The sequence below is a fragment of the Streptomyces sp. RGM 3693 genome, assembly GCF_050471125.1.
In the GTDB taxonomy this organism is placed as follows: Bacteria; Actinomycetota; Actinomycetes; order Streptomycetales; family Streptomycetaceae; genus Streptomyces.
This window is the reverse complement of sequence record NZ_JBMPPQ010000001.1, coordinates 289,185-306,725: the sequence shown is the minus strand read 5'-3', so window position 1 is coordinate 306,725 and position 17,541 is coordinate 289,185. Positions and strand designations below refer to the sequence as shown.

15 protein-coding genes and 1 pseudogene are annotated in these 17,541 nt (G+C 70.6%); 9 read left to right on the top strand and 7 right to left on the bottom strand.

Going from position 1 to position 17,541, the window contains the following annotated elements:
• Positions 1-3: 3 nt before the first annotated feature.
• Both ACO0M4_RS01425 and ychF read right to left on the bottom strand, forming a co-directional pair.
• Positions 4-1,680, bottom strand: a complete 1,677-nt coding sequence (locus tag ACO0M4_RS01425) for an SWIM zinc finger family protein (protein WP_430367675.1) — start codon at positions 1,678-1,680, stop codon at positions 4-6.
• Positions 1,681-2,016: 336 nt separating this feature from the next.
• A complete protein-coding gene (ychF, locus tag ACO0M4_RS01420) occupies positions 2,017-3,105 on the bottom strand; it encodes a redox-regulated ATPase YchF (protein ID WP_430367674.1) in 1,089 nt (362 codons plus the stop codon).
• Between the two features lie 270 nt (positions 3,106-3,375).
• On the opposite strand from ychF, the gene ACO0M4_RS01415 reads away from it, so the two are divergent.
• Positions 3,376-4,266: a DUF6542 domain-containing protein gene (locus ACO0M4_RS01415; protein WP_430367673.1), complete on the top strand. Its 891-nt coding sequence runs from the start codon at positions 3,376-3,378 to the stop codon at positions 4,264-4,266.
• Between the two features lie 79 nt (positions 4,267-4,345).
• Here ACO0M4_RS01415 and ppgK read toward each other — a convergent pair.
• Positions 4,346-5,083, bottom strand: a pseudogene (gene ppgK, locus ACO0M4_RS01410) (polyphosphate--glucose phosphotransferase); the annotation flags it as partial.
• A 71-nt stretch (positions 5,084-5,154) separates the two neighbouring features.
• Positions 5,155-6,156 carry a 4-hydroxy-3-methylbut-2-enyl diphosphate reductase gene (locus ACO0M4_RS01405; protein ID WP_430367672.1) on the bottom strand — a complete coding sequence of 334 codons (1,002 nt, stop codon included), beginning with the start codon at positions 6,154-6,156 and terminating at the stop codon, positions 5,155-5,157.
• Positions 6,157-6,231: 75 nt separating this feature from the next.
• Here ACO0M4_RS01405 and ACO0M4_RS01400 point away from each other — a divergent pair, with 75 nt between their 5' ends.
• From ACO0M4_RS01400 to ACO0M4_RS01385, 4 genes are all read left to right on the top strand, one after another.
• Positions 6,232-7,731 carry an APC family permease gene (locus tag ACO0M4_RS01400; RefSeq protein ID WP_430367671.1) on the top strand — a complete coding sequence of 500 codons (1,500 nt, stop codon included), beginning with the start codon at positions 6,232-6,234 and terminating at the stop codon, positions 7,729-7,731.
• A 118-nt stretch (positions 7,732-7,849) separates the two neighbouring features.
• A complete protein-coding gene (gene xseA / locus ACO0M4_RS01395; RefSeq protein WP_430367670.1) occupies positions 7,850-9,106 on the top strand; it encodes an exodeoxyribonuclease VII large subunit in 1,257 nt (418 codons plus the stop codon).
• Positions 9,107-9,116: 10 nt separating this feature from the next.
• Entirely contained in the window at positions 9,117-9,383 is a 267-nt protein-coding gene (locus ACO0M4_RS01390; RefSeq protein WP_430367669.1) for an exodeoxyribonuclease VII small subunit, read from the top strand.
• A 189-nt stretch (positions 9,384-9,572) separates the two neighbouring features.
• Positions 9,573-10,166, top strand: a complete 594-nt coding sequence (locus tag ACO0M4_RS01385; RefSeq protein ID WP_430367668.1) for a malonic semialdehyde reductase — start codon at positions 9,573-9,575, stop codon at positions 10,164-10,166.
• A gap of 114 nt (positions 10,167-10,280) precedes the next feature.
• On the opposite strand, the gene ACO0M4_RS01380 is transcribed toward ACO0M4_RS01385, so the two are convergent.
• A complete protein-coding gene (locus ACO0M4_RS01380) occupies positions 10,281-10,817 on the bottom strand; it encodes a DUF4245 domain-containing protein (RefSeq protein WP_430371179.1) in 537 nt (178 codons plus the stop codon).
• A gap of 228 nt (positions 10,818-11,045) precedes the next feature.
• Here ACO0M4_RS01380 and glpX point away from each other — a divergent pair, with 228 nt between their 5' ends.
• A complete protein-coding gene (glpX, locus tag ACO0M4_RS01375; RefSeq protein ID WP_430367667.1) occupies positions 11,046-12,077 on the top strand; it encodes a class II fructose-bisphosphatase in 1,032 nt (343 codons plus the stop codon).
• Positions 12,078-12,188: 111 nt separating this feature from the next.
• Here the strand turns inward: glpX and ACO0M4_RS01370 are convergent, their stop codons facing one another.
• A complete protein-coding gene (locus ACO0M4_RS01370; protein WP_100599999.1) occupies positions 12,189-12,548 on the bottom strand; it encodes a WhiB family transcriptional regulator in 360 nt (119 codons plus the stop codon).
• Between the two features lie 232 nt (positions 12,549-12,780).
• Positions 12,781-13,608, bottom strand: coding sequence for a DUF1707 SHOCT-like domain-containing protein (locus ACO0M4_RS01365; protein WP_430371177.1), 828 nt, complete (start codon positions 13,606-13,608; stop codon positions 12,781-12,783).
• Positions 13,609-13,855: 247 nt separating this feature from the next.
• On the opposite strand from ACO0M4_RS01365, the gene ACO0M4_RS01360 reads away from it, so the two are divergent.
• The 3 genes from ACO0M4_RS01360 to ACO0M4_RS01350 all read left to right on the top strand — a co-directional run bounded on the left by ACO0M4_RS01360 (position 13,856) and on the right by ACO0M4_RS01350 (position 17,532).
• Positions 13,856-15,529 (top strand): fumarate hydratase, encoded by a 1,674-nt coding sequence (locus tag ACO0M4_RS01360; protein WP_430367666.1) that lies wholly within the window; start codon positions 13,856-13,858, stop codon positions 15,527-15,529.
• A gap of 357 nt (positions 15,530-15,886) precedes the next feature.
• Entirely contained in the window at positions 15,887-16,225 is a 339-nt protein-coding gene (locus tag ACO0M4_RS01355; RefSeq protein WP_430367665.1) for a hypothetical protein, read from the top strand.
• A 26-nt stretch (positions 16,226-16,251) separates the two neighbouring features.
• The gene (locus ACO0M4_RS01350; RefSeq protein ID WP_430367664.1) at positions 16,252-17,532 is read left to right on the top strand and encodes a putative T7SS-secreted protein; all 1,281 of its coding nucleotides are present in this window, start codon (positions 16,252-16,254) and stop codon (positions 17,530-17,532) included.
• Positions 17,533-17,541 lie beyond the last annotated feature (9 nt).

Below are 17,541 nucleotides of genomic sequence, written 5' to 3'. Positions count from 1 at the left end.
GGCTCACAGATGGTGCGCGTCCATCAGGCGCAGCAAGTTCCGCTTGCGTTTTTGGGCGGTACGCAGGGCGGTGACGTACTCGATGAACTCCTCGGGCGATCCCAGCAGACGGTGGCAGTCCCGGATGCTCAGCAGCAGACTGACGAGTTGCTCGTAGACCGCGTTGCCGGTCTGTTCGGTCAGCGGCTCCGCTAGGCGTAGATAGACGCCGAGCGCGTCGGCGGGGCGAGTGGCTCGGGCGTGGTCGGCAAGGGCGAGCCACTGCCGGTCATGGGCACCGGTCTGAGTGGCCGCCTGCCAGGCGGTGTCGACGTCCTTGTCGTCGAGCAAGGCGTCGACCAGGACGGGGCTGCCGTACCTGCCCTGTTGCCGCTGCTCCGCGTCGGCACGTAGCAGGGCCAGCGCACCCTCGCGCTCGGCCGGCCAGCAGTCCGCGCCCCGGGCAGCGGCACGCAGCTGCTGGTACGTGAGCAGGGTGCGGCGGGCGCCGAAGTGGTCACGGCGCAGGGCGACGGCGTCGGCGGGCCGGTCCGTCTGCGCGTAGCGTTCGCAGAGGTGGTCGACGAGGGCGGTGTCGACGGCGGCGAGGTCTCGGGCTTCCCGGACGCCGCGTTCCGCCCAGTGCAGGGCTTCGCCGGGGCGCCGGGCGGTGTCCAGCTCGCGGGCGATGACCAGGTGCGTGTGGCCGTTCGGCGCGAGGTCGGCCGCATGCACGGCGATGACCGCGTCGACGTCGCCTCCCGCCTTGGCTAGACGCTCCATCAGGTACTTCTCGGCCCAGCCGCGGCGGTTGGCCTGCCACGCCTCGACCGCCAGCTTCCGCAGGACGGCCATTCCCGCTGCGCCCAGAACGTCCTCGTAGTCGAGCGGATCGATGTCGGTGAGGCCGTCGTCCAACTCGCCGAGCGCATGGCCGATCAGCCAGCGTGCGAGCTCCTCCGGGTCGGGGCGCGCCGCCCGGCATGCGTCGAGGTGGGCGTCGGCGAGGCCGGCGCCCACCTGGCCGAGCCATCCGTCGGAGTCATCGACGCACTCCACCGCCTGGGCCAGCAGCTTCATCGCTTCCCGCGCCAGGGTGATCCCGTCGGCTGCCCGTCCGGAGCCGGTGAGCGCCCCGATCGCCGACACCGCGTGCCCGGCCTGGTCCGCGTAGGCACGGGCATCGGCGTACTCGACGTATCCGTGCCGTGCGAACGGGCCGATGTCGAGCAGTTCACGGATACGGGCCCGGACCGCGCTGAGATCCCCGCGGGCGCTCGCGGCCCGCAGCTCCAGGCGGCGCCGCAACTGCCGGTCCTCGCCGACCTGTTCCCGCACCAGGGCGAGCAACTCGTCCTTGGACAGGGCGGACAGCCACCCGTCGAGGCCCGCTGCCCGTCCCCGCGCCGCCTTCCGCTGCCGCGGCAGGCTCTCCGCCCGGGCGAGCACCGTCAGGCCGAGGGCAACCAGGTGCTTGCAGAAGTTCCCCTCAAGGCCGTACGGGCAGTCGCACTCGCCGGACAGCCCGCCGGGCCCGTCCAGGGACAGCTCCACCTCGTACCGTTCCGTCCCGTGGACGCTCGCGGTGACCCATCCGTCGCCGACCTCGACCCCGGACACCGCATCCAGGTACCCGCGCCCGCGCTCGAAGGAACGGGCACCGGCCAACATCTTGAGGTCCGCCTCGGTGAGGCCACTCACGGTCTCCTCCACCCTGCCCCTGCCCCTGGTCCTGCCCCCGGTCTTGTGCGTCACGGCCGCCAGCCTATGACTGCCAGTCAGCCCGATCCGGCGATCCGGCGAAAAGTCCGCCCCACCACGATCCGTACCGCGCACTGCACCCCGGGCAAGAACGGTCTGCCCCCTGGCGCCTCAGAATCCCCGCAGGACACCGGAGGCACTGAACCAGCTCTGGCCCGCAACGCAAATCGCGCACAAACCCCGCAACCGGCACGCCAACGGGGCCGCCCCCAAATCGAGCCAACCCCGTTCGACCTACATGTTTACTGAATCGCCAGGTCGATGCTTCGGCGGGCGTCACACGTTGAAGCGGAACTCCACCACATCCCCGTCCTGCATCACGTAGTCCTTGCCCTCCATGCGGGCCTTGCCGGCGGAGCGGGCCTCAGCGACGGAGCCGGTGTCGACCAGGTCGGCGAAGGAGATGACCTCGGCCTTGATGAAGCCCTTCTGGAAGTCGGTGTGGATGACACCGGCGGCCTCGGGGGCGGTGGCGCCCTTCTTGATCGTCCAGGCCCTGGTCTCCTTGGGGCCGGCGGTCAGGTAGGTCTGCAGGCCGAGGGTGTCGAAGCCGACGTGGGCGAGGGTCGCCAGGCCCGGCTCCTCCTGGCCGACGGACTGGAGGAGCTCCAGGGCCTCCTCGTCGTCCAGCTCGGCGAGGTCGGCCTCCAGCTTGGCGTTGAGGAAGATCGCCTCGGCGGGGGCGACCAGGGCGCGCTGCTCGTTCTTGAAGTCGTCGTCGGTGAGCTCTTCCTCGTCGACGTTGAACACGTAGAGGAACGGCTTCGTGGTGAGGAGGTGCAGGTCGTGCAGCAGCTCGGTCTTGTCCGTGCCCTGGATGAAGCCGGCGGCGAAGAGCGTGCGGCCCTCCTCCAGGATGGCCTTGGCCTCCTCGACGGCCTTGACCTTCGGGGCCACGTCCTTCTTGATCCGTGACTCCTTCTGAAGGCGCGGCAGCACCTTCTCGATGGTCTGGAGGTCGGCGAGGATCAGCTCGGTGTTGATGGTCTCGATGTCGCTCTTGGGCGAGACCTTGCCGTCGACGTGGACGACGTTCTCGTCCTTGAAGGCGCGGATGACCTGGCAGATCGCGTCGGACTCGCGGATGTTGGCGAGGAACTTGTTGCCCAGGCCCTCGCCCTCGGAGGCGCCCCGGACGATGCCGGCGATGTCGACGAAGTCGACGGTGGCGGGCAGCACCCGTGCGGAGCCGAAGATCCCGGCGAGCTTGGCGAGGCGGGGGTCGGGGACGCCGACCACGCCGACGTTCGGCTCGATGGTGGCGAACGGGTAGTTGGCCGCCAGCACGTCGTTCTTGGTCAGGGCGTTGAACAGGGTCGACTTGCCGACATTGGGCAGACCGACGATTCCGATCGTGAGCGACACGGTGGCGACTTCCCGGAGCTGGAGGTGGGCGAAGGGCGGGCCGCTTCCCGGGGCCGGCCGGTGGGACCGGGCCGGCCGGGTACGGCCGATCCACCAGTCTACTGGGCGGGTCCCACCGCGCCGGGCGGACCGGCCCCTGCCCCGGGGACGGCGCCCGGCGCCCCGCGCGCTCCCGTAGCGTGCGCCGGGCCGCCTAACGGAGCCCCCAAGGTAGGTCAAAGTGCGTGTCCCATGACCAATTAATCCCACTTAGCGGCCTACCGTTGCCGAGTGGAGCAACACGTGGAGGAACACGAAGCGCGCACGTCCCCGCACGGCCGGCCGCACGGCGGCGGCCCGGACGCGGGGCAGGATGCCCGGCTCCCGCGCCCCGCGGAGGCCGTCGCCCCCGAACCCGACGACGCCTTTCTGTCCGCGATGCGGGCATCCGGCTACGCCTCCGTCCCGGCGGGCACCGAGGTCACCGCCCGCGGCTACGCGCCCGCGCCGGGCGAGTTCCGGGCGCCGGTCCGGCCGCCGGTCGTGGGGGCGGGCGGGCGGATGCGGCGACCGGCCGTGGGACTGCCGGCCGAGGGCGAGGAGGTCGCGGCCGTCTACCGGGCGGGCCCGCGGCGCCCGCCGGCGCCCGCCCCCGTGGCCGGTCTGGTCCGCCGTCTGCCGGCCGCCAAGCTCACCGGCCTGGGCTGCGGGCTGCTGGCCACCGCCGCGCTGCTGGCCTTCGGCTTCCTGGACCGCTGGTTGTTCGGCGGGGCGCAGACCGCGTACGGCGTCTTCTTCCTGCTGGTGAGCGTGGCGGCCGGGGCGTGGGTGCGGCCCTACGACCTGATCGCGGCGCCGGTCGCACTGCCGATCGCGTTCGCCGTCGGCACGGTGCCGGTGCAGCACGGTCCGGCGGGCTTCACCGGGCTGTTGATCGGCGTGTTCACCGTGCTCGCGCTGAACGCCGGCTGGCTCTACGGGGGCACGCTGGTCTGCGGGCTGCTGGTGCTGGTCCGTAAGGCGCTGCTCATCGCCCGGCGTCGGGCCAGCCGACCTGTGAGTCGACAACGGCGTTCGGGGCCCGGTCCGCGGGCGACGGCCCTTCGGCCGGAGGAGTCCGCGACCCCGACGCCGAGCCACTCCCGGCCGGGGAACCGTCCGCGGCAGGTGGCCCGCCAGTAGGGGGCGCGCCGGCAGGACGCGCGGCGCCGGGCGATTCGGTGGGGCCGGTGGGGCCGGTGTGCGCGCCGGAGACTTGTGTGGCCATCGCAGCCCCCACGATCCCCGCGTTGTTCTGAAGCCGCGCCGGCACGATCTCGGCCCTGATCCCCTCGATCAGCGGCAGGAACTTCTCCGCCTTGCGGCTCACCCCGCCGCCGATCACGAACAGTGCGGGCGAGAAGAGCATCTCCACGTGGGCGAGGTACTTCTGGACCCGGTGCGCCCACTGCTGCCAGTTCAGCTCCTCGTCCTCCTTGGCCTTGGTGGAGGCACGTTTCTCGGCGTCGTGGCCGTGCAGTTCCAGGTGGCCCAGCTCGGTGTTGGGGATCAGCTGGCCGTCGGTGAAGACGGCGCTGCCAATGCCGGTGCCGAAGGTGAGGACGATGACCGTGCCGGTGCGGCCCTGGCCGGCGCCGAACCGCATCTCGGCCAGGCCCGCGGCGTCAGCGTCGTTGAGCAGGGTGACCGGGCTGCCGCCGGCGCCGCCGCTGACCCGGTCGGTGAGCAGCGCGGCGGCGTCCGTGCCGATCCAGCGCTTGTCGACGTTGGCGGCCGTGCGGGTGATCCCGCTGGTGACCACGCCGGGGAAGGTCGCGCCGACCGGGCCGGTCCACTCGAAGTGGTCCACGACCTCCTTGACGCAGTCGGCGACCGCCTCGGGGGTGGCTGGATGCGGGGTCAGTACCTTGTAACGCTCCTCGGGCAGTTCGCCGCGCTCCAGATCCACCGGGGCGCCTTTGATGCCCGATCCGCCGATGTCCACACCGAAGACCCTCATAGGAAAAGGCTAGGCGTGGACTCCGCCCGCCGCCCCCGGTATGGCGGAGTCGGCGGGCGGCGGAGGAAAGGTCAGTCCTCGACGGCGGCCTTGGCCTCGGCGCGCAGATCGCGGCGGAGCTCCTTGGGGAGCGAGAAGATGATGGATTCCTCGGCGGCGGTGATGGTCTCGACGTCGTCGTAGCCGCGGGCGGCGAGCCATTCCAGGACGCCGTCGACCAGGATCTCGGGGACGGAGGCGCCGGAGGTGACGCCGACGGTGGTCACGCCGTCGAGCCACGCCTCGTCGATCTCGTCGGCGTAGTCGACCAGGTAGGACGCCGTGGCGCCGGCGCCGAGGGCGACCTCGACCAGGCGCTTGGAGTTCGAGGAGTTCCTCGAACCGACGACGATGACGAGGTCGGCGTGGGCGCCCATCTGCTTGACCGCGATCTGGCGGTTCTGGGTGGCGTAGCAGATGTCGTCGCTGGGCGGCGAGAGGAGGTTGGGGAAGCGGTCCTTGAGGGCGTCGACGGTCTCCATGGTCTCGTCCACGGAGAGCGTGGTCTGGGAGAGCCAGACGACCTTGTCCGGGTCGCGGACCTCGACGCCCGCGACGTCCTTGGGGCCGTCGACGAGCTGGATGTGCTCGGGGGCCTCGCCGCTCGTGCCGATGACCTCTTCGTGGCCCTCGTGGCCGATCAGGAGGATGTCGTAGTCCTCGTTGGCGAAACGGACGGCTTCCTTGTGGACCTTGGTGACCAGGGGGCAGGTCGCGTCGATGGTGGCGAGCTTGCCGCGCTGGGCCTCGTCGTGGACGACGGGGGCGACGCCGTGTGCGGAGAAGATGACGATGTTGCCCTCGGGCACCTCTTCGGTCTCCTCGACGAAGATCGCGCCCTTCTTCTCCAGGGTCTTCACCACGTACTTGTTGTGGACGATCTCGTGGCGCACGTAGACCGGGGCGCCGTACTGCTCAAGGGCTTTCTCGACGGCGATCACGGCGCGGTCCACGCCCGCGCAGTAGCCGCGGGGGGCGGCGAGGAGGACCTTGCGGCTGGGCTGCGGACCGGGAGTAGCAGACATAGGTCCCATCGTAAGGCCGTGCCCCGGCGGGGCGTGATCGCGGCGGTGGCCCAGACTGGTGGGGAGTACGGGCGAGGAGGCGGGATGCCGGGCACGGACGGCGCGACCGTGGGTGAGGGGGCTCACGGCGACACCGGAGCGCTGCACCGGACGCTGTCGTTCCGGGACCTGGTCGTCTACGGGCTGCTGTTCATCGCCCCGATGGCGCCGGTGGGGATCTTCGGCACCCTCCAGGCCACGTCGCACGGCGCGGTCACGGCGGTCTACCTGGTCGCCACGGTGGCCATGGCGTTCACGGCGTACTCGTACGCCCAGATGGTGCGGGTCGCGCCAAAGGCCGGGTCGGTCTACGCGTACGCGCGGGTCGGCCTGGGTGAGGGCGCGGGGTTCGTCGCCGGCTGGATGGCGATGCTGGACTACCTGCTGATCCCGGCGGTGGCGTACCTGTTCTCCGGGATCGCGCTGCACGCCCTGGTGCCGCAGGTGCACCAGTGGGTGTGGACGGCGGTCGCGGTGGTGGTCACCACACTGTTGAACCTGTGGGGGGTGCGGACCGCGGCGGTGGTCGGGTTCGCGGTGCTGGCGCTGGAGATCGCGGTGCTGGTGGTGTTCGTGGTCGCGGCGGTGTGGGCGCTGGCGGCGCACGGGGCGCAGCGCGGCTGGGCGGTGCCGCTGACCGGGGAGGGCGGCTTCTCGCTCGACGCGGTGCTGGCCGCGGTGTCGGTGGCGGTGCTGTCGTACCTGGGCTTCGATGCGATCGCGTCGTTCGCGGAGGAGGCAGCAGATGCGCCGCGCGATGGGGGTCCCCCCGGACGGAGTCCGGGGGAGCGTCCTGGGAAGGGTGGTGGCGGGCGACGGGCGGGCAGTTCGCGGCGGGTGGCGCGGGCCGTGGTGACGTGCCTGGTGGTGGCCGGCGTGCTGTTCGCCGTGCAGACGTATCTGGCGGCGCTGCTGGCCCCGATGAGCGCCGCGGAACTGGCCGCGAAGCCGGGCGGGCAGGGGGCCGCCTTCTACGTGACGGTGGACTCCGCGGTGGGCGGCTGGCTGCACGACCTGGTGGCGGTGAGCAAGGCGGTCGGGGCGGCGTTCGCGGCGCTGGCCGGGCAGGCCGCGGCCGGCCGGCTGCTGTTCGCGATGGCCCGGGACCGGCGGCTGCCGGGGGCGATGGCGAAGGTGGACGCGGGCAGCGGGGTGCCGCGCCGGGCGCTGCTGGGGGCGGCGCTGGTGACGCTGGTGGCGGCGGTCTGGGCGGCCACCCGGGACGATGGTCTGGACCAGCTGTCGTCGATCGTGAACGTCGGCGCGCTGACCGCGTTCGCGCTGTTGCACGCCTCGGTGATCGGGTGGTTCCGGATCCGCCGGCGGGCGGAGGTGCCGAGCGTGCTGCGGCACGTGGTGGTGCCGCTGGTGGGGCTGGCGGTGGTGGTCGCGGTGATCGTCGAGGCGTCGCCGACCGCGCAGGTCGTGGGCGGGGCCTGGCTGCTGGTGGGGCTGGTGGTGCTGGCGGTGCAGTACGCGAAGGGTGGTTCCCGCGTCGGTTCCCGCGCTCGTTCGCGCGCCGGTTCCGGCCCGTCCGACGATTGAGGACGGGGCGCCGGGGGCTCGGGCGGCACCTCCGCACCACGGCGCCGCACCCGGGCGGCGTACGGAACCGACGGTGCGACCCCCGGCACTGTCAGTGGCCGCCGCTACTCTCGCTCGTATGGCTGTCTCTACGTCTCCGGAAGCGCCGATCCCGGTCGGCGAGGTGTCCCGACTCATCGGGGGGTGGATCGACCGGCTCGGCGCGGTGTGGGTCGAGGGGCAGATCACCCAGCTCTCGCGGCGGCCCGGCGCGGGTGTGGTGTTCCTGACGCTGCGCGATCCGTCGTACGACATCTCGGTGAGCGTGACGTGCTACCGCCAGGTCTTCGACAAGGTCTCCGAGGTGGTGAGCGAGGGCGCCCGGGTGGTGGTGCACGCCAAGCCGGAGTGGTACGCCCCGCGCGGTCAGCTGTCGCTGCGGGCCGCCGAGATCCGCCCGGTCGGGGTGGGCGAACTCCTCGCCCGGCTGGAGCAGTTGAAGCGGACGCTGACCGCGGAGGGGTTGTTCGCGGCGGAGCGCAAGCGGACGCTGCCGTTCCTGCCGCAGCTGATCGGGCTGGTCTGCGGCCGGGCCAGCGCCGCCGAGCGCGACGTGCTGGAGAACGCCCGGCACCGCTGGCCGGCGGTCCGCTTCGAGGTGCGCAACGTGCCGGTGCAGGGGGTGCACGCGGTGCCGCAGGTGATCGCGGCGGTGCAGGAGCTGGACGCGCTGCCCGAGGTGGACGTGATCATCGTGGCGCGCGGCGGCGGCAGCGTGGAGGATCTACTGCCGTTCTCCGACGAGCAGTTGGTCCGGGCGGTGGCCGAGGTGCGCACGCCGGTGGTCTCGGCGATCGGCCATGAGCCGGACAGCCCGCTGTTGGACCTGGTGGCCGATCTGCGCGCCTCGACGCCGACCGACGCGGCGAAGAAGGTGGTGCCGGACGTGGGCGAGGAGCTGGCCCGGGTGCACCAGCTGCGGGAGCGGGCCCGGCGCGCGCTGGGCGGCTTCCTGGACCGCGAGGAGCGGGGCCTGGCCGCGGCGCTGCACCGCCCGTCGATGCAGCATCCGCAGCGGATGGTTCAGGAGCGCGAGGAGCAGGTCACCGCGCTGCTGGAGCGCGGCCGGCGGACGCTGGGGCACCTGCTGGACCGGGCCGATTCGGAGTTGGCGCACACCCTGGCGCGGGTGGTCGCGCTCTCCCCCAAGGCGACGCTGGAGCGCGGCTATGCGGTGCTCCAGAAGCCGGACGGGGCGGCGGTGCGCGCGCCGTCCGAGGTGGCGGTGGACGAGGAGTTGCGGGCCAGGGTGGCCGACGGCGAGTTCCGGGTGCGGGTGGCCGCGGTCCCGGACGCCGATTCCGGGCGGACGATGCCGCCCAAGACGGACTCATAGGGTGGGAGACATGGCGAAGACGGATGACGTGGTGGACGAGGCGGCCGAGGTGGCGCCGGTGGATTCCACCCTCGGTTACGAGCAGGCGCGGGACGAGCTGATCGAGGTCGTCCGCCGTCTGGAGGCGGGCGGTACGACGCTGGAGGAGTCGCTGGCCCTGTGGGAGCGCGGCGAGGAGCTGGCGAAGGTGTGCCGCCGCTGGCTGGACGGGGCCCGGGCGCGGCTGGACGCGGCGCTGGCAGAAGGGTCGGCACAGGACGCGGCGGAGCAGGGGTAGCGGCGCGCGGCGCCGCCCCGTTCCCCGTCGAGCGGCCTTCCGGATCCCGAAAGGCCGCTACCAGCTCGTGAAACCCCTCACACTTCCCACCCGTTAGTTGAACTTTAATCTATCGGGGCTACAGTGGTTCTCGTAGACAGCGAAGTCTTCGAAGATCCGTAACCCACCTGATGCCCCGAGGTGCCCCTGATGTCTCTCGCCCTTGACGCCGCCGCTCAGGACCTCCTGTTCCGCGAGGCCCAGACCGCCAACACGTTCACGGACGAGCCGGTGACGGACGAGCAGGTCCAGGCCATCTACGACCTGGTGAAGTACGCCCCCACCGCCTTCAACCAGTCGCCGCTGCGGATCACCCTGGTCCGTTCCGAGGACGCCCGTAAGCGCCTGGTCGCGCACGCCATGGGCGCCAACGGCCCCAAGACCCTGGCCGCGCCGCTGACCGTCATCCTCTCCGTCGACCTGGACTTCCACGAGAAGCTGCCGCAGCTCTTCCCGCACGCCCCGGGCGTCAAGGACAGCTTCTTCTCGGAGGCCACGGTCCGCGAGGCCGCCGGCACCCAGAACGCCACCCTCCAGGCCGGCTACTTCATCCTCGGCATCCGCGCCGCCGGCCTGGCCGCCGGCCCGATGACCGGCTTCGACTTCACCGGCGTCGACAAGGAGTTCTTCGGCGACGGCAAGCGGAAGTCCTTCCTGGTCATCAACCTCGGCAAGCCGGGCCCGGACGCCTTCTTCCCGCGTTCGCCGCGCCTGTCCTTCGACGAGGCCGCCGCCACCGTCTGAGCCGCCCCCGGCCTGACGTACGACGAGGCCGCCGCACCCGGGTGGGTGCGGCGGCCTCGTCGTGCCTTTGGTGAACGGGACGGGCCGACCGCTCGGCCCTCGTACCGCTGCTCGTCAGCCCTTCTTCGCCACCAGGGCCGCGGCCAGCTCCGCGAGCCGCCCGTACGGCGCGGTGCCGGTGACGACCGTGGTCACGCCGGGCTCCTCGTGGACCAGTGCCTTGTAGGTGTTGCCCTGGTAGCGGTCCCACTTCTTGCTGCCGACGGCCTGCTGGCCCGCGACCTTGTCGGCGCCCAGCGTGACGTCCTGGATGAACTGCTTGGCCGGTGCGTCGCTCTGCTCGATGGCCGCGTACTCCTGCTCCGGGTCGAGCATTCCCAGGTGCCAGGCGCCGCCCTTGCCGTCATCGCTGGCCTTGTAGGAGACGGAGGTGGGCCGCCAGGTCTTGGGCAGACCCTCGGGGGCGGCGACCGGATAAGGGGCGGCGCGGCGGGCGGTGATGATCTCGACGCGGGTTTCGACGGTCTGGACCGCGTCCTTCTCCGCGGTCGCACTGTCGTCGTGCGGGATGAAGAAGTAGATCGCCCCGACCAGGACGCCGATCACCGCCAGCGACAGAACCATGTCCGTCACTCTTTGCCTGCCTCGCATACCAGCCACGTCCCTATGGTCCCCTATGCCCGCGGGCGCCCGGACGCGCCCCCCTCGGACACCACTCACCTGGGCAAACGGTTCTGCGGTCGGTGACCGCCCGGCGCGGGCGTTACCCAGCCACCTGCTTGCTCATGCGAAGGCCCCCCTGCTCATTTTCGCGACCTACCGATAAAGTCATGAGCACCCTCATCAATCCGGCCGTCGCCGTACAGAAAGGTGCGCTCGATGTCCGAGCATCATCTGCCGTCCCAACTAGAGGTCAGCCCGGAGGCCCCCGACCGTAACCTCGCCCTGGAGTTGGTCCGGGTGACCGAGGCCGGCGCCATGGCATCGGGCCGCTGGGTCGGCCGTGGCGACAAGAACGGCGCGGACGGTGCGGCGGTCAAGGCCATGCGCGCCCTGATCCACACCGTCTCGATGAACGGCGTCGTGGTCATCGGGGAGGGCGAGAAGGACAACGCCCCGATGCTCTACAACGGCGAGCGGGTCGGCGACGGCACCGGCCCGGAGTGCGACGTGGCCGTGGACCCGGTGGACGGCACCACGCTGACCGCCAAGGGCATGGCCAACGCGGTCTCCGTGATGGCGGTCGCCGAACGCGGCTCGATGTTCGACCCGTCCGCGGTCTTCTACATGGACAAGCTCGCCACCGGCCCGGAGGCGGCGGACTTCGTCGACATCACCGCCCCGGTGGCGGTGAACATCAAGCGGATCGCCAAGGCGAAGAAGTCCGCCGTCGAGGACGTCACCGTCGTCATCCTGGACCGGCCGCGCCACGAGGGCCTGGTCAAGGAGGTCCGGGAGGCCGGCGCGCGGATCAAGTTCATCTCCGACGGCGATGTCGCCGGCGCGATCATGGCGGCCCGCGAGGGCACCGGCGTGGACCTGCTGCTGGGCATCGGCGGCACGCCCGAGGGCATCATCGCGGCCTGTGCGCTGAAGTGCATGGGCGGCACCTTCCAGGGGAAGCTGTGGCCCAAGGACGACGACGAGCGGCAGCGCGCCATCGACGCCGGCCACGACCTGGACAAGGTCCTGCAGATCGAGGACCTGGTCCGCGGTGACAACGTCTTCTTCGTCGCCACCGGCATCACCGACGGCGAGCTGCTGCGCGGGGTCCGCTACCGCGCGGAGACCGCCTACACCCAGTCCCTGGTGATGCGCTCCAAGTCCGGCACCATCCGCCAGATCGACTCCGAGCACCGCCTCTCCAAGCTGCGGGCCTACAGCTCGATCGACTTCGAGCGCCCTAGCTGATCCGGTCCGGCCGGACCGGACCCCGCACGCATCTCGCCCCCGTCGGAAGCAACTTCCGGCGGGGGCGAGATGCGTACGGATGCGGCGGCGTCCGTACGGGCCCGTGCGGGGTCAGCCGGCCGCGGGCATCGCGGCGGCCCGCTGCAACTCGCTCTCCCGGCGCCGGCGGCGGGTCAGCACCACCCGCCGCTCGGCGGCGGTCAGCCCGCCCCAGACGCCGTACGGCTCCGGCTGGAGCAGGGCGTGCTCCCGGCACTCGACCATCACCGGACAGCGGGCACAGACCCGCTTCGCGGCTTCCTCCCTGGCCAGCCGTGCGGCGGTGGGCTCCTTGGAGGGGGCGAAGAACAACCCGGCCTCATCCCGGCGGCACACCGCCTCCGAATGCCAGGGGCCGGCCTCATCGCGAGCGTGCCCGCGCTGGGACGGAACAACAGCGGCATCCTGCAGGGGCTGATGCGGTAGCAGCACGGTCTACTCCTGACGACGGCTTCGGCGAGAGAAATCACCCTTGCCCGTCTCGCTGCGCACGGCCTTTTCGCACCCCGCAGCCGTACGAGAGACGATGCACCAGCCCTACCCGCTGTACGCGCGCTTATGCACACCGTGGCGATCGAGGAACGTGATGGCAGGGGCCGAGGCGGCTCCTGCGGCTACGACCGGGCCGCCACGGCCGGTCCGCCCCCGATCCGTCAGAAGCGCCCTAGCCGAAGCGGCGGCGCCCCCGGCGCTCCCCCCGACGCTCGTGGCGCTCCGCCCGGAACTGGTCCATCCGCTCCCGGCGTTCGGCCCGGAGCTCGTCCATCCACTCGTGCCGCTCGGCCCGGAGCTCGTCCATCCGCTCCCGCCGATCACCGCGCAACCGGTCCCGCAGATCACGGATCCAGGCGCCGCGCTTGGGCTTGGCCTCCACGCTGCCCAGCAGCGCGAAGCCGTTCACGTCCACCTCGGGTGCGTTGCCGTCCGCCGCCTCGTGCGTCTCGACCTCGAAGCTGCCCAGGATGCCGGAGCCGCTGCTGCGCAACGTGATGTTCTCCGGCACCCGGATCTCGACGCTGCCCAAGACGGAGGTGACGTTGATCTGCACCCGTTGCTGCGGGAAGACCGCCTCGGTCAGGTCGATCTCCACGCTGCCGAAGATCGCGACCGCGTTGATCCGCGGCGGGACCCGCCAGCGGCCCTTGCGGTTGGCCGCGCTGAAGATCGCGACGAGATTCTGGTCGGCGACCGCGGCGCCCGGGCCGTACGCGTGGGGCGCCGGGTCCGGCTGCGGTCGGCCGCCGACGGCCGGGAGGTCCCGGACGACGGGCTCCAGCTCGCCCATGGTCTTGGCGCGGTAGACCACGTCGATCCGCTCGGCGTGCTCCTCGGCGTCCAGCCGGCCCTCGGCCAGTGCCTCCCGCAGGATCTCCGCGATCCGGTCGCGGTCCGCGTCCGAGGCCCGCATGCCTCCCCCCGCGGTCGCCGGCGGTTCCGCCACCTCCGTCACCGGCTCGGCCTGCGGTTTCGCCTCGCTCTTGGTCAGTTTCACCGCCTGCTGGTCGCGCTGCTCGGCAAGCGGTCCGGGCGGGGTCTCGGGGCCCGGTCGTCCCCCGTTTCCTGAAGCGTCCACGGCCCCAGGGTACCGAAACGCGATAGATCGCGACTAGGGGATCAGCGGCACGTCTCCTGCGGACTGAGCCTTACCTCACAGCAGCGGCCCGGCACGGGGGTTCTACGCTGGTCAGGCGCTGCCGTAGAAGCCAGCCCACACCCCTCCGAGTTAGGAATTAGCCCCCATGCCGGAATTCGCCTACACCGACCTGCTTCCCACCGGCGAGGACAACACCCCCTACCGCCTGGTGACTTCGGAGGGCGTCAGCACCTTCGAAGCCGACGGCCGGACGTTCCTCAAGGTCGAGCCGGAGGCGCTGCGCAAGCTCGCCGCCGAGGCGATGCACGACATTGCGCACTACCTGCGCCCGACCCACCTCGCGCAGCTGCGCAAGATCCTTGATGACCCGGAGGCCAGCGCCAACGACCGCTTCGTCGCGCTGGACCTGCTCAAGAACGCCAACATCGCCGCCGCCGGTGTGCTGCCGATGTGCCAGGACACCGGAACCGCGATCGTCATGGGCAAGCGCGGCCAGAGCGTGCTGACCGAGGGCGGCGACGAGGAAGCCCTCTCCCGCGGCATCTACGACGCCTACACCCAGCTCAATCTGCGGTACTCGCAGATGGCGCCGCTGACCATGTGGGACGAGAAGAACACCGGCTCCAACCTCCCGGCCCAGATCGAGCTGTACGCGACCGACGGCGGCGCCTACAAGTTCCTGTTCATGGCCAAGGGCGGCGGCTCGGCCAACAAGTCCTTCCTCTTCCAGGAGACCAAGGCCGTCCTCAACGAGGCGTCCATGATGAAGTTCCTGGAGCAGAAGATCCGCTCGCTCGGTACGGCCGCCTGCCCGCCGTACCACCTCGCCATCGTCGTCGGCGGCACGTCGGCCGAGTACGCCCTGAAGACCGCCAAGTACGCCTCCGCGCACTACCTGGACGAGCTGCCCGCCGCCGGCTCGCCGACCGGCCACGGCTTCCGCGACAAGGAGCTGGAGGAGAAGGTCTTCGAGCTGACGCAGAAGATCGGCATCGGCGCCCAGTTCGGCGGCAAGTACTTCTGCCACGACGTCCGCGTCGTCCGCCTGCCCCGGCACGGCGCGTCCTGCCCGGTCGCCATCGCCGTCTCCTGCTCCGCCGACCGCCAGGCCGTCGCCAAGATCACCGCCGAGGGCGTCTTCCTGGAGCAGTTGGAGACCGACCCGGCGCGCTTCCTCCCGGACACCACCGACGAGGAGCTGACCAAGGGCGCCGGCGCCGACCTCGACGCGGTCGCCATCGACCTCAACCGCCCCATGGACGAGGTCCTCGCCGAGCTGACCCAGCACCCGGTCAAGACCCGGCTCTCGCTCACCGGCACGCTGGTCGTCGCCCGCGACATCGCCCACGCCAAGATCAAGGAACGGCTGGACGCGGGCGAGGAGATGCCGCAGTACCTCAAGGACCACCCGGTCTACTACGCCGGCCCGGCCAAGACCCCCGAGGGCTACGCCTCCGGTTCCTTCGGTCCGACCACCGCGGGCCGGATGGACGCCTACGTCGAGCAGTTCCAGGCCGCCGGCGGCTCCAAGATCATGCTCGCCAAGGGCAACCGCTCCCAGCAGGTCACCGACGCCTGCGGCACGCACGGCGGCTTCTACCTGGGCTCCATCGGCGGCCCGGCGGCCCGCCTCGCCCAGGACTGCATCAAGAAGGTCGAGGTCCTCGAATACGAGGAACTCGGCATGGAGGCCGTCTGGAAGATCGAGGTCGAGGACTTCCCCGCCTTCATCGTCGTCGACGACAAGGGCAACGACTTCTTCCAGGACCCGGCCCCGACGACGCCGACGTTCACGTCGATCCCGGTCCGTTCAAGCTGAGCGGCCGTCTGCGGACGACCGCGGATTGCAACTCGTCCCCCGTACGCTCCTCCTGACTTCCGGCAGCCGCCCACAGACAGCTCGGGATGCAACACGAGAAATCCGGTGCGGCAGGGGCGTGAGGCACCGGCATAAACGTCCGGACGGTACGGTTCACGGCCGTCACCCGCAGCGCGCGGGTGGCGGCCGTTAACATTTCGTCAATTCTCCGGCCGAGAAAGCATTTTGGGTCAGAATTGACCTCGACAAACACCCGACCGGCAGCCACGACAATGCGCTTGACCAGTGGAAATACATGCGTGTTAGCCTCGTCGGCCGAACGGATGAGGACGTCACGTCAGAGGGGGCAGCGGGCCAGTGTCCAGCGCGGGGGAATTCACGGTCGATGTTGCGGAGTTGGGCTCGCTGGCGACACGTCTGGAACGCTGCACGGAGTCGATGAAGTACGCGAGCGGCGATCTGCGGAGCGCGACCACCGGAGATCTCGGCAACGACCAAATCGACAAGGCCGGGGCGGAGTTCAAAAGCTCCTGGGAATACGGCATCGACCAGATCACCCGGCTGACCGACGCCATCAAGCAGGGCTTGGAGGCCACGGCACGGGCGTACAACGAGACGGACAGCGCCGTACAGCAGGCATTCGCGAAGGGAACCCGCCAGGGCGGCGGGGGCGCGGCCACCAGTCCGTTCGGCTGAGCGGCCGGTCGCAGTGCACGGCTTGGATGTCAACCAAAGACATGGGGGAACCAGAAGTGTCGCTCGGTGAGCAGTTATGGGGGTACGGGGGCGGCGACCCGTACGAGGACAACGGCAACTTTTCCGGATTGCAGTTCAATCCGGCACCCGGGGTCCCGCAAGCGGTAAGTGACCTGGTCGAGGACCTGCACCGGGCACAGAAGAACATCACGAGTGCGTCGGAGACGCTGCACAACATCAGCGACGGCGACTGGACCGGCGCCGCCGCAGACGCGTTCCGCGCCAAGACCCAGGCGCTTCCCAAACTCCTCGACGACGCCGGCAAGAGCTTCGAGCTGGCTCACGGCGTGCTGCAGCAATGGCAGAACCAGCTGGGTGCGATGCAGTCCAAGGCGCATTCGTACGAGGCCGAGGCCAAGAACGCCCGCAAGCGCGCCGAACGAGCCGAGGGCAACGAGGACCTGCAGATCTTCCGCGACGGCGGCATCGGCATGACCGACGCCGAGGCGGAAGAGGCCAACAAGCGCTACACCGCGGCGATCAACGAGCTGGGGGCGGCACGCGAGGAACTGGCGGGCATCATCTCCTCCGCCCAGAGCATCCGCAGCCAGCACGAGGAACTGGCGGGAACGGTCGCCACGGTGCTGAAGGTCGCGGGCGAAGAGGCCCCGAAGGAACCGGGCTTCTTCGACGACCTGCTAAGCGGTCTGCAGAAGCTGGTCAAGGCCCGCGAGCTCATCCTCAACGAGCTCGGCCGTTGGGTCAAGGAGCATGCCAATGCCATCGCTGCAATCGGCGATGTGCTGTCAACCATCAGCACGGTGACCGGCGTGATCGGTTTGGTGCTCGATGGAGCCTTCCCGCCGGCGGGAGCCGCTATGGGACTGGTGTCCGGGATTACGTCGGGAGCCGCCCTGGGGCTGCACAGCATTGCGCGAGCCAATGGTGCAGACGTCAGCGACCGAACCCTTGCCGAGGATGGCCTCGGCCTGGTCTCGTTCGGTGTGGGGAAAGCCGGGGAAAAATTGGAGAAACTGTCGGACGGGGAATCCGCCGGCAAGATGGTGCAAAATGTCGGAAAAATAATTGGAATCGGTTCGAGCACCATGACGGGCGAAGACTGGCTAAAGGACCCGTCGGGACTTGGCATATTCCTGCCGCAGAACGTTGAGGAAGGTGTGGCCCTGGGGGGAACGATGCTGCTGGGCGGTCCTCTCGGGCCGGCGACGGGCCTGGGTATGGCCTTTACGCACGCCTGGGAAGCCGGCAGCAAGAAAGACGCCGAAGCGCACAAGGCGCCTCACTAAGGGGGAATT

Bases quoted from the DNA above. Each gene is read 5' to 3' on its own strand.
- ACO0M4_RS01405 (WP_430367672.1), bottom strand. From the start codon at position 6,156: ATGGGACCTATGTCTGCTACTCCCGGTCCGCAGCCCAGCCGCAAGGTC.
- ACO0M4_RS01400 (WP_430367671.1), top strand. From the start codon at position 6,232: ATGCCGGGCACGGACGGCGCGACCGTGGGTGAGGGGGCTCACGGCGAC.
- xseA (WP_430367670.1), top strand. From the start codon at position 7,850: ATGGCTGTCTCTACGTCTCCGGAAGCGCCGATCCCGGTCGGCGAGGTG.
- ACO0M4_RS01390 (WP_430367669.1), top strand. From the start codon at position 9,117: ATGGCGAAGACGGATGACGTGGTGGACGAGGCGGCCGAGGTGGCGCCG.
- ACO0M4_RS01385 (WP_430367668.1), top strand. From the start codon at position 9,573: ATGTCTCTCGCCCTTGACGCCGCCGCTCAGGACCTCCTGTTCCGCGAG.
- ACO0M4_RS01380 (WP_430371179.1), bottom strand. From the start codon at position 10,817: ATGCGAGGCAGGCAAAGAGTGACGGACATGGTTCTGTCGCTGGCGGTG.
- glpX (WP_430367667.1), top strand. From the start codon at position 11,046: ATGTCCGAGCATCATCTGCCGTCCCAACTAGAGGTCAGCCCGGAGGCC.
- ACO0M4_RS01360 (WP_430367666.1), top strand. From the start codon at position 13,856: ATGCCGGAATTCGCCTACACCGACCTGCTTCCCACCGGCGAGGACAAC.
- ACO0M4_RS01350 (WP_430367664.1), top strand. From the start codon at position 16,252: ATGTCAACCAAAGACATGGGGGAACCAGAAGTGTCGCTCGGTGAGCAG.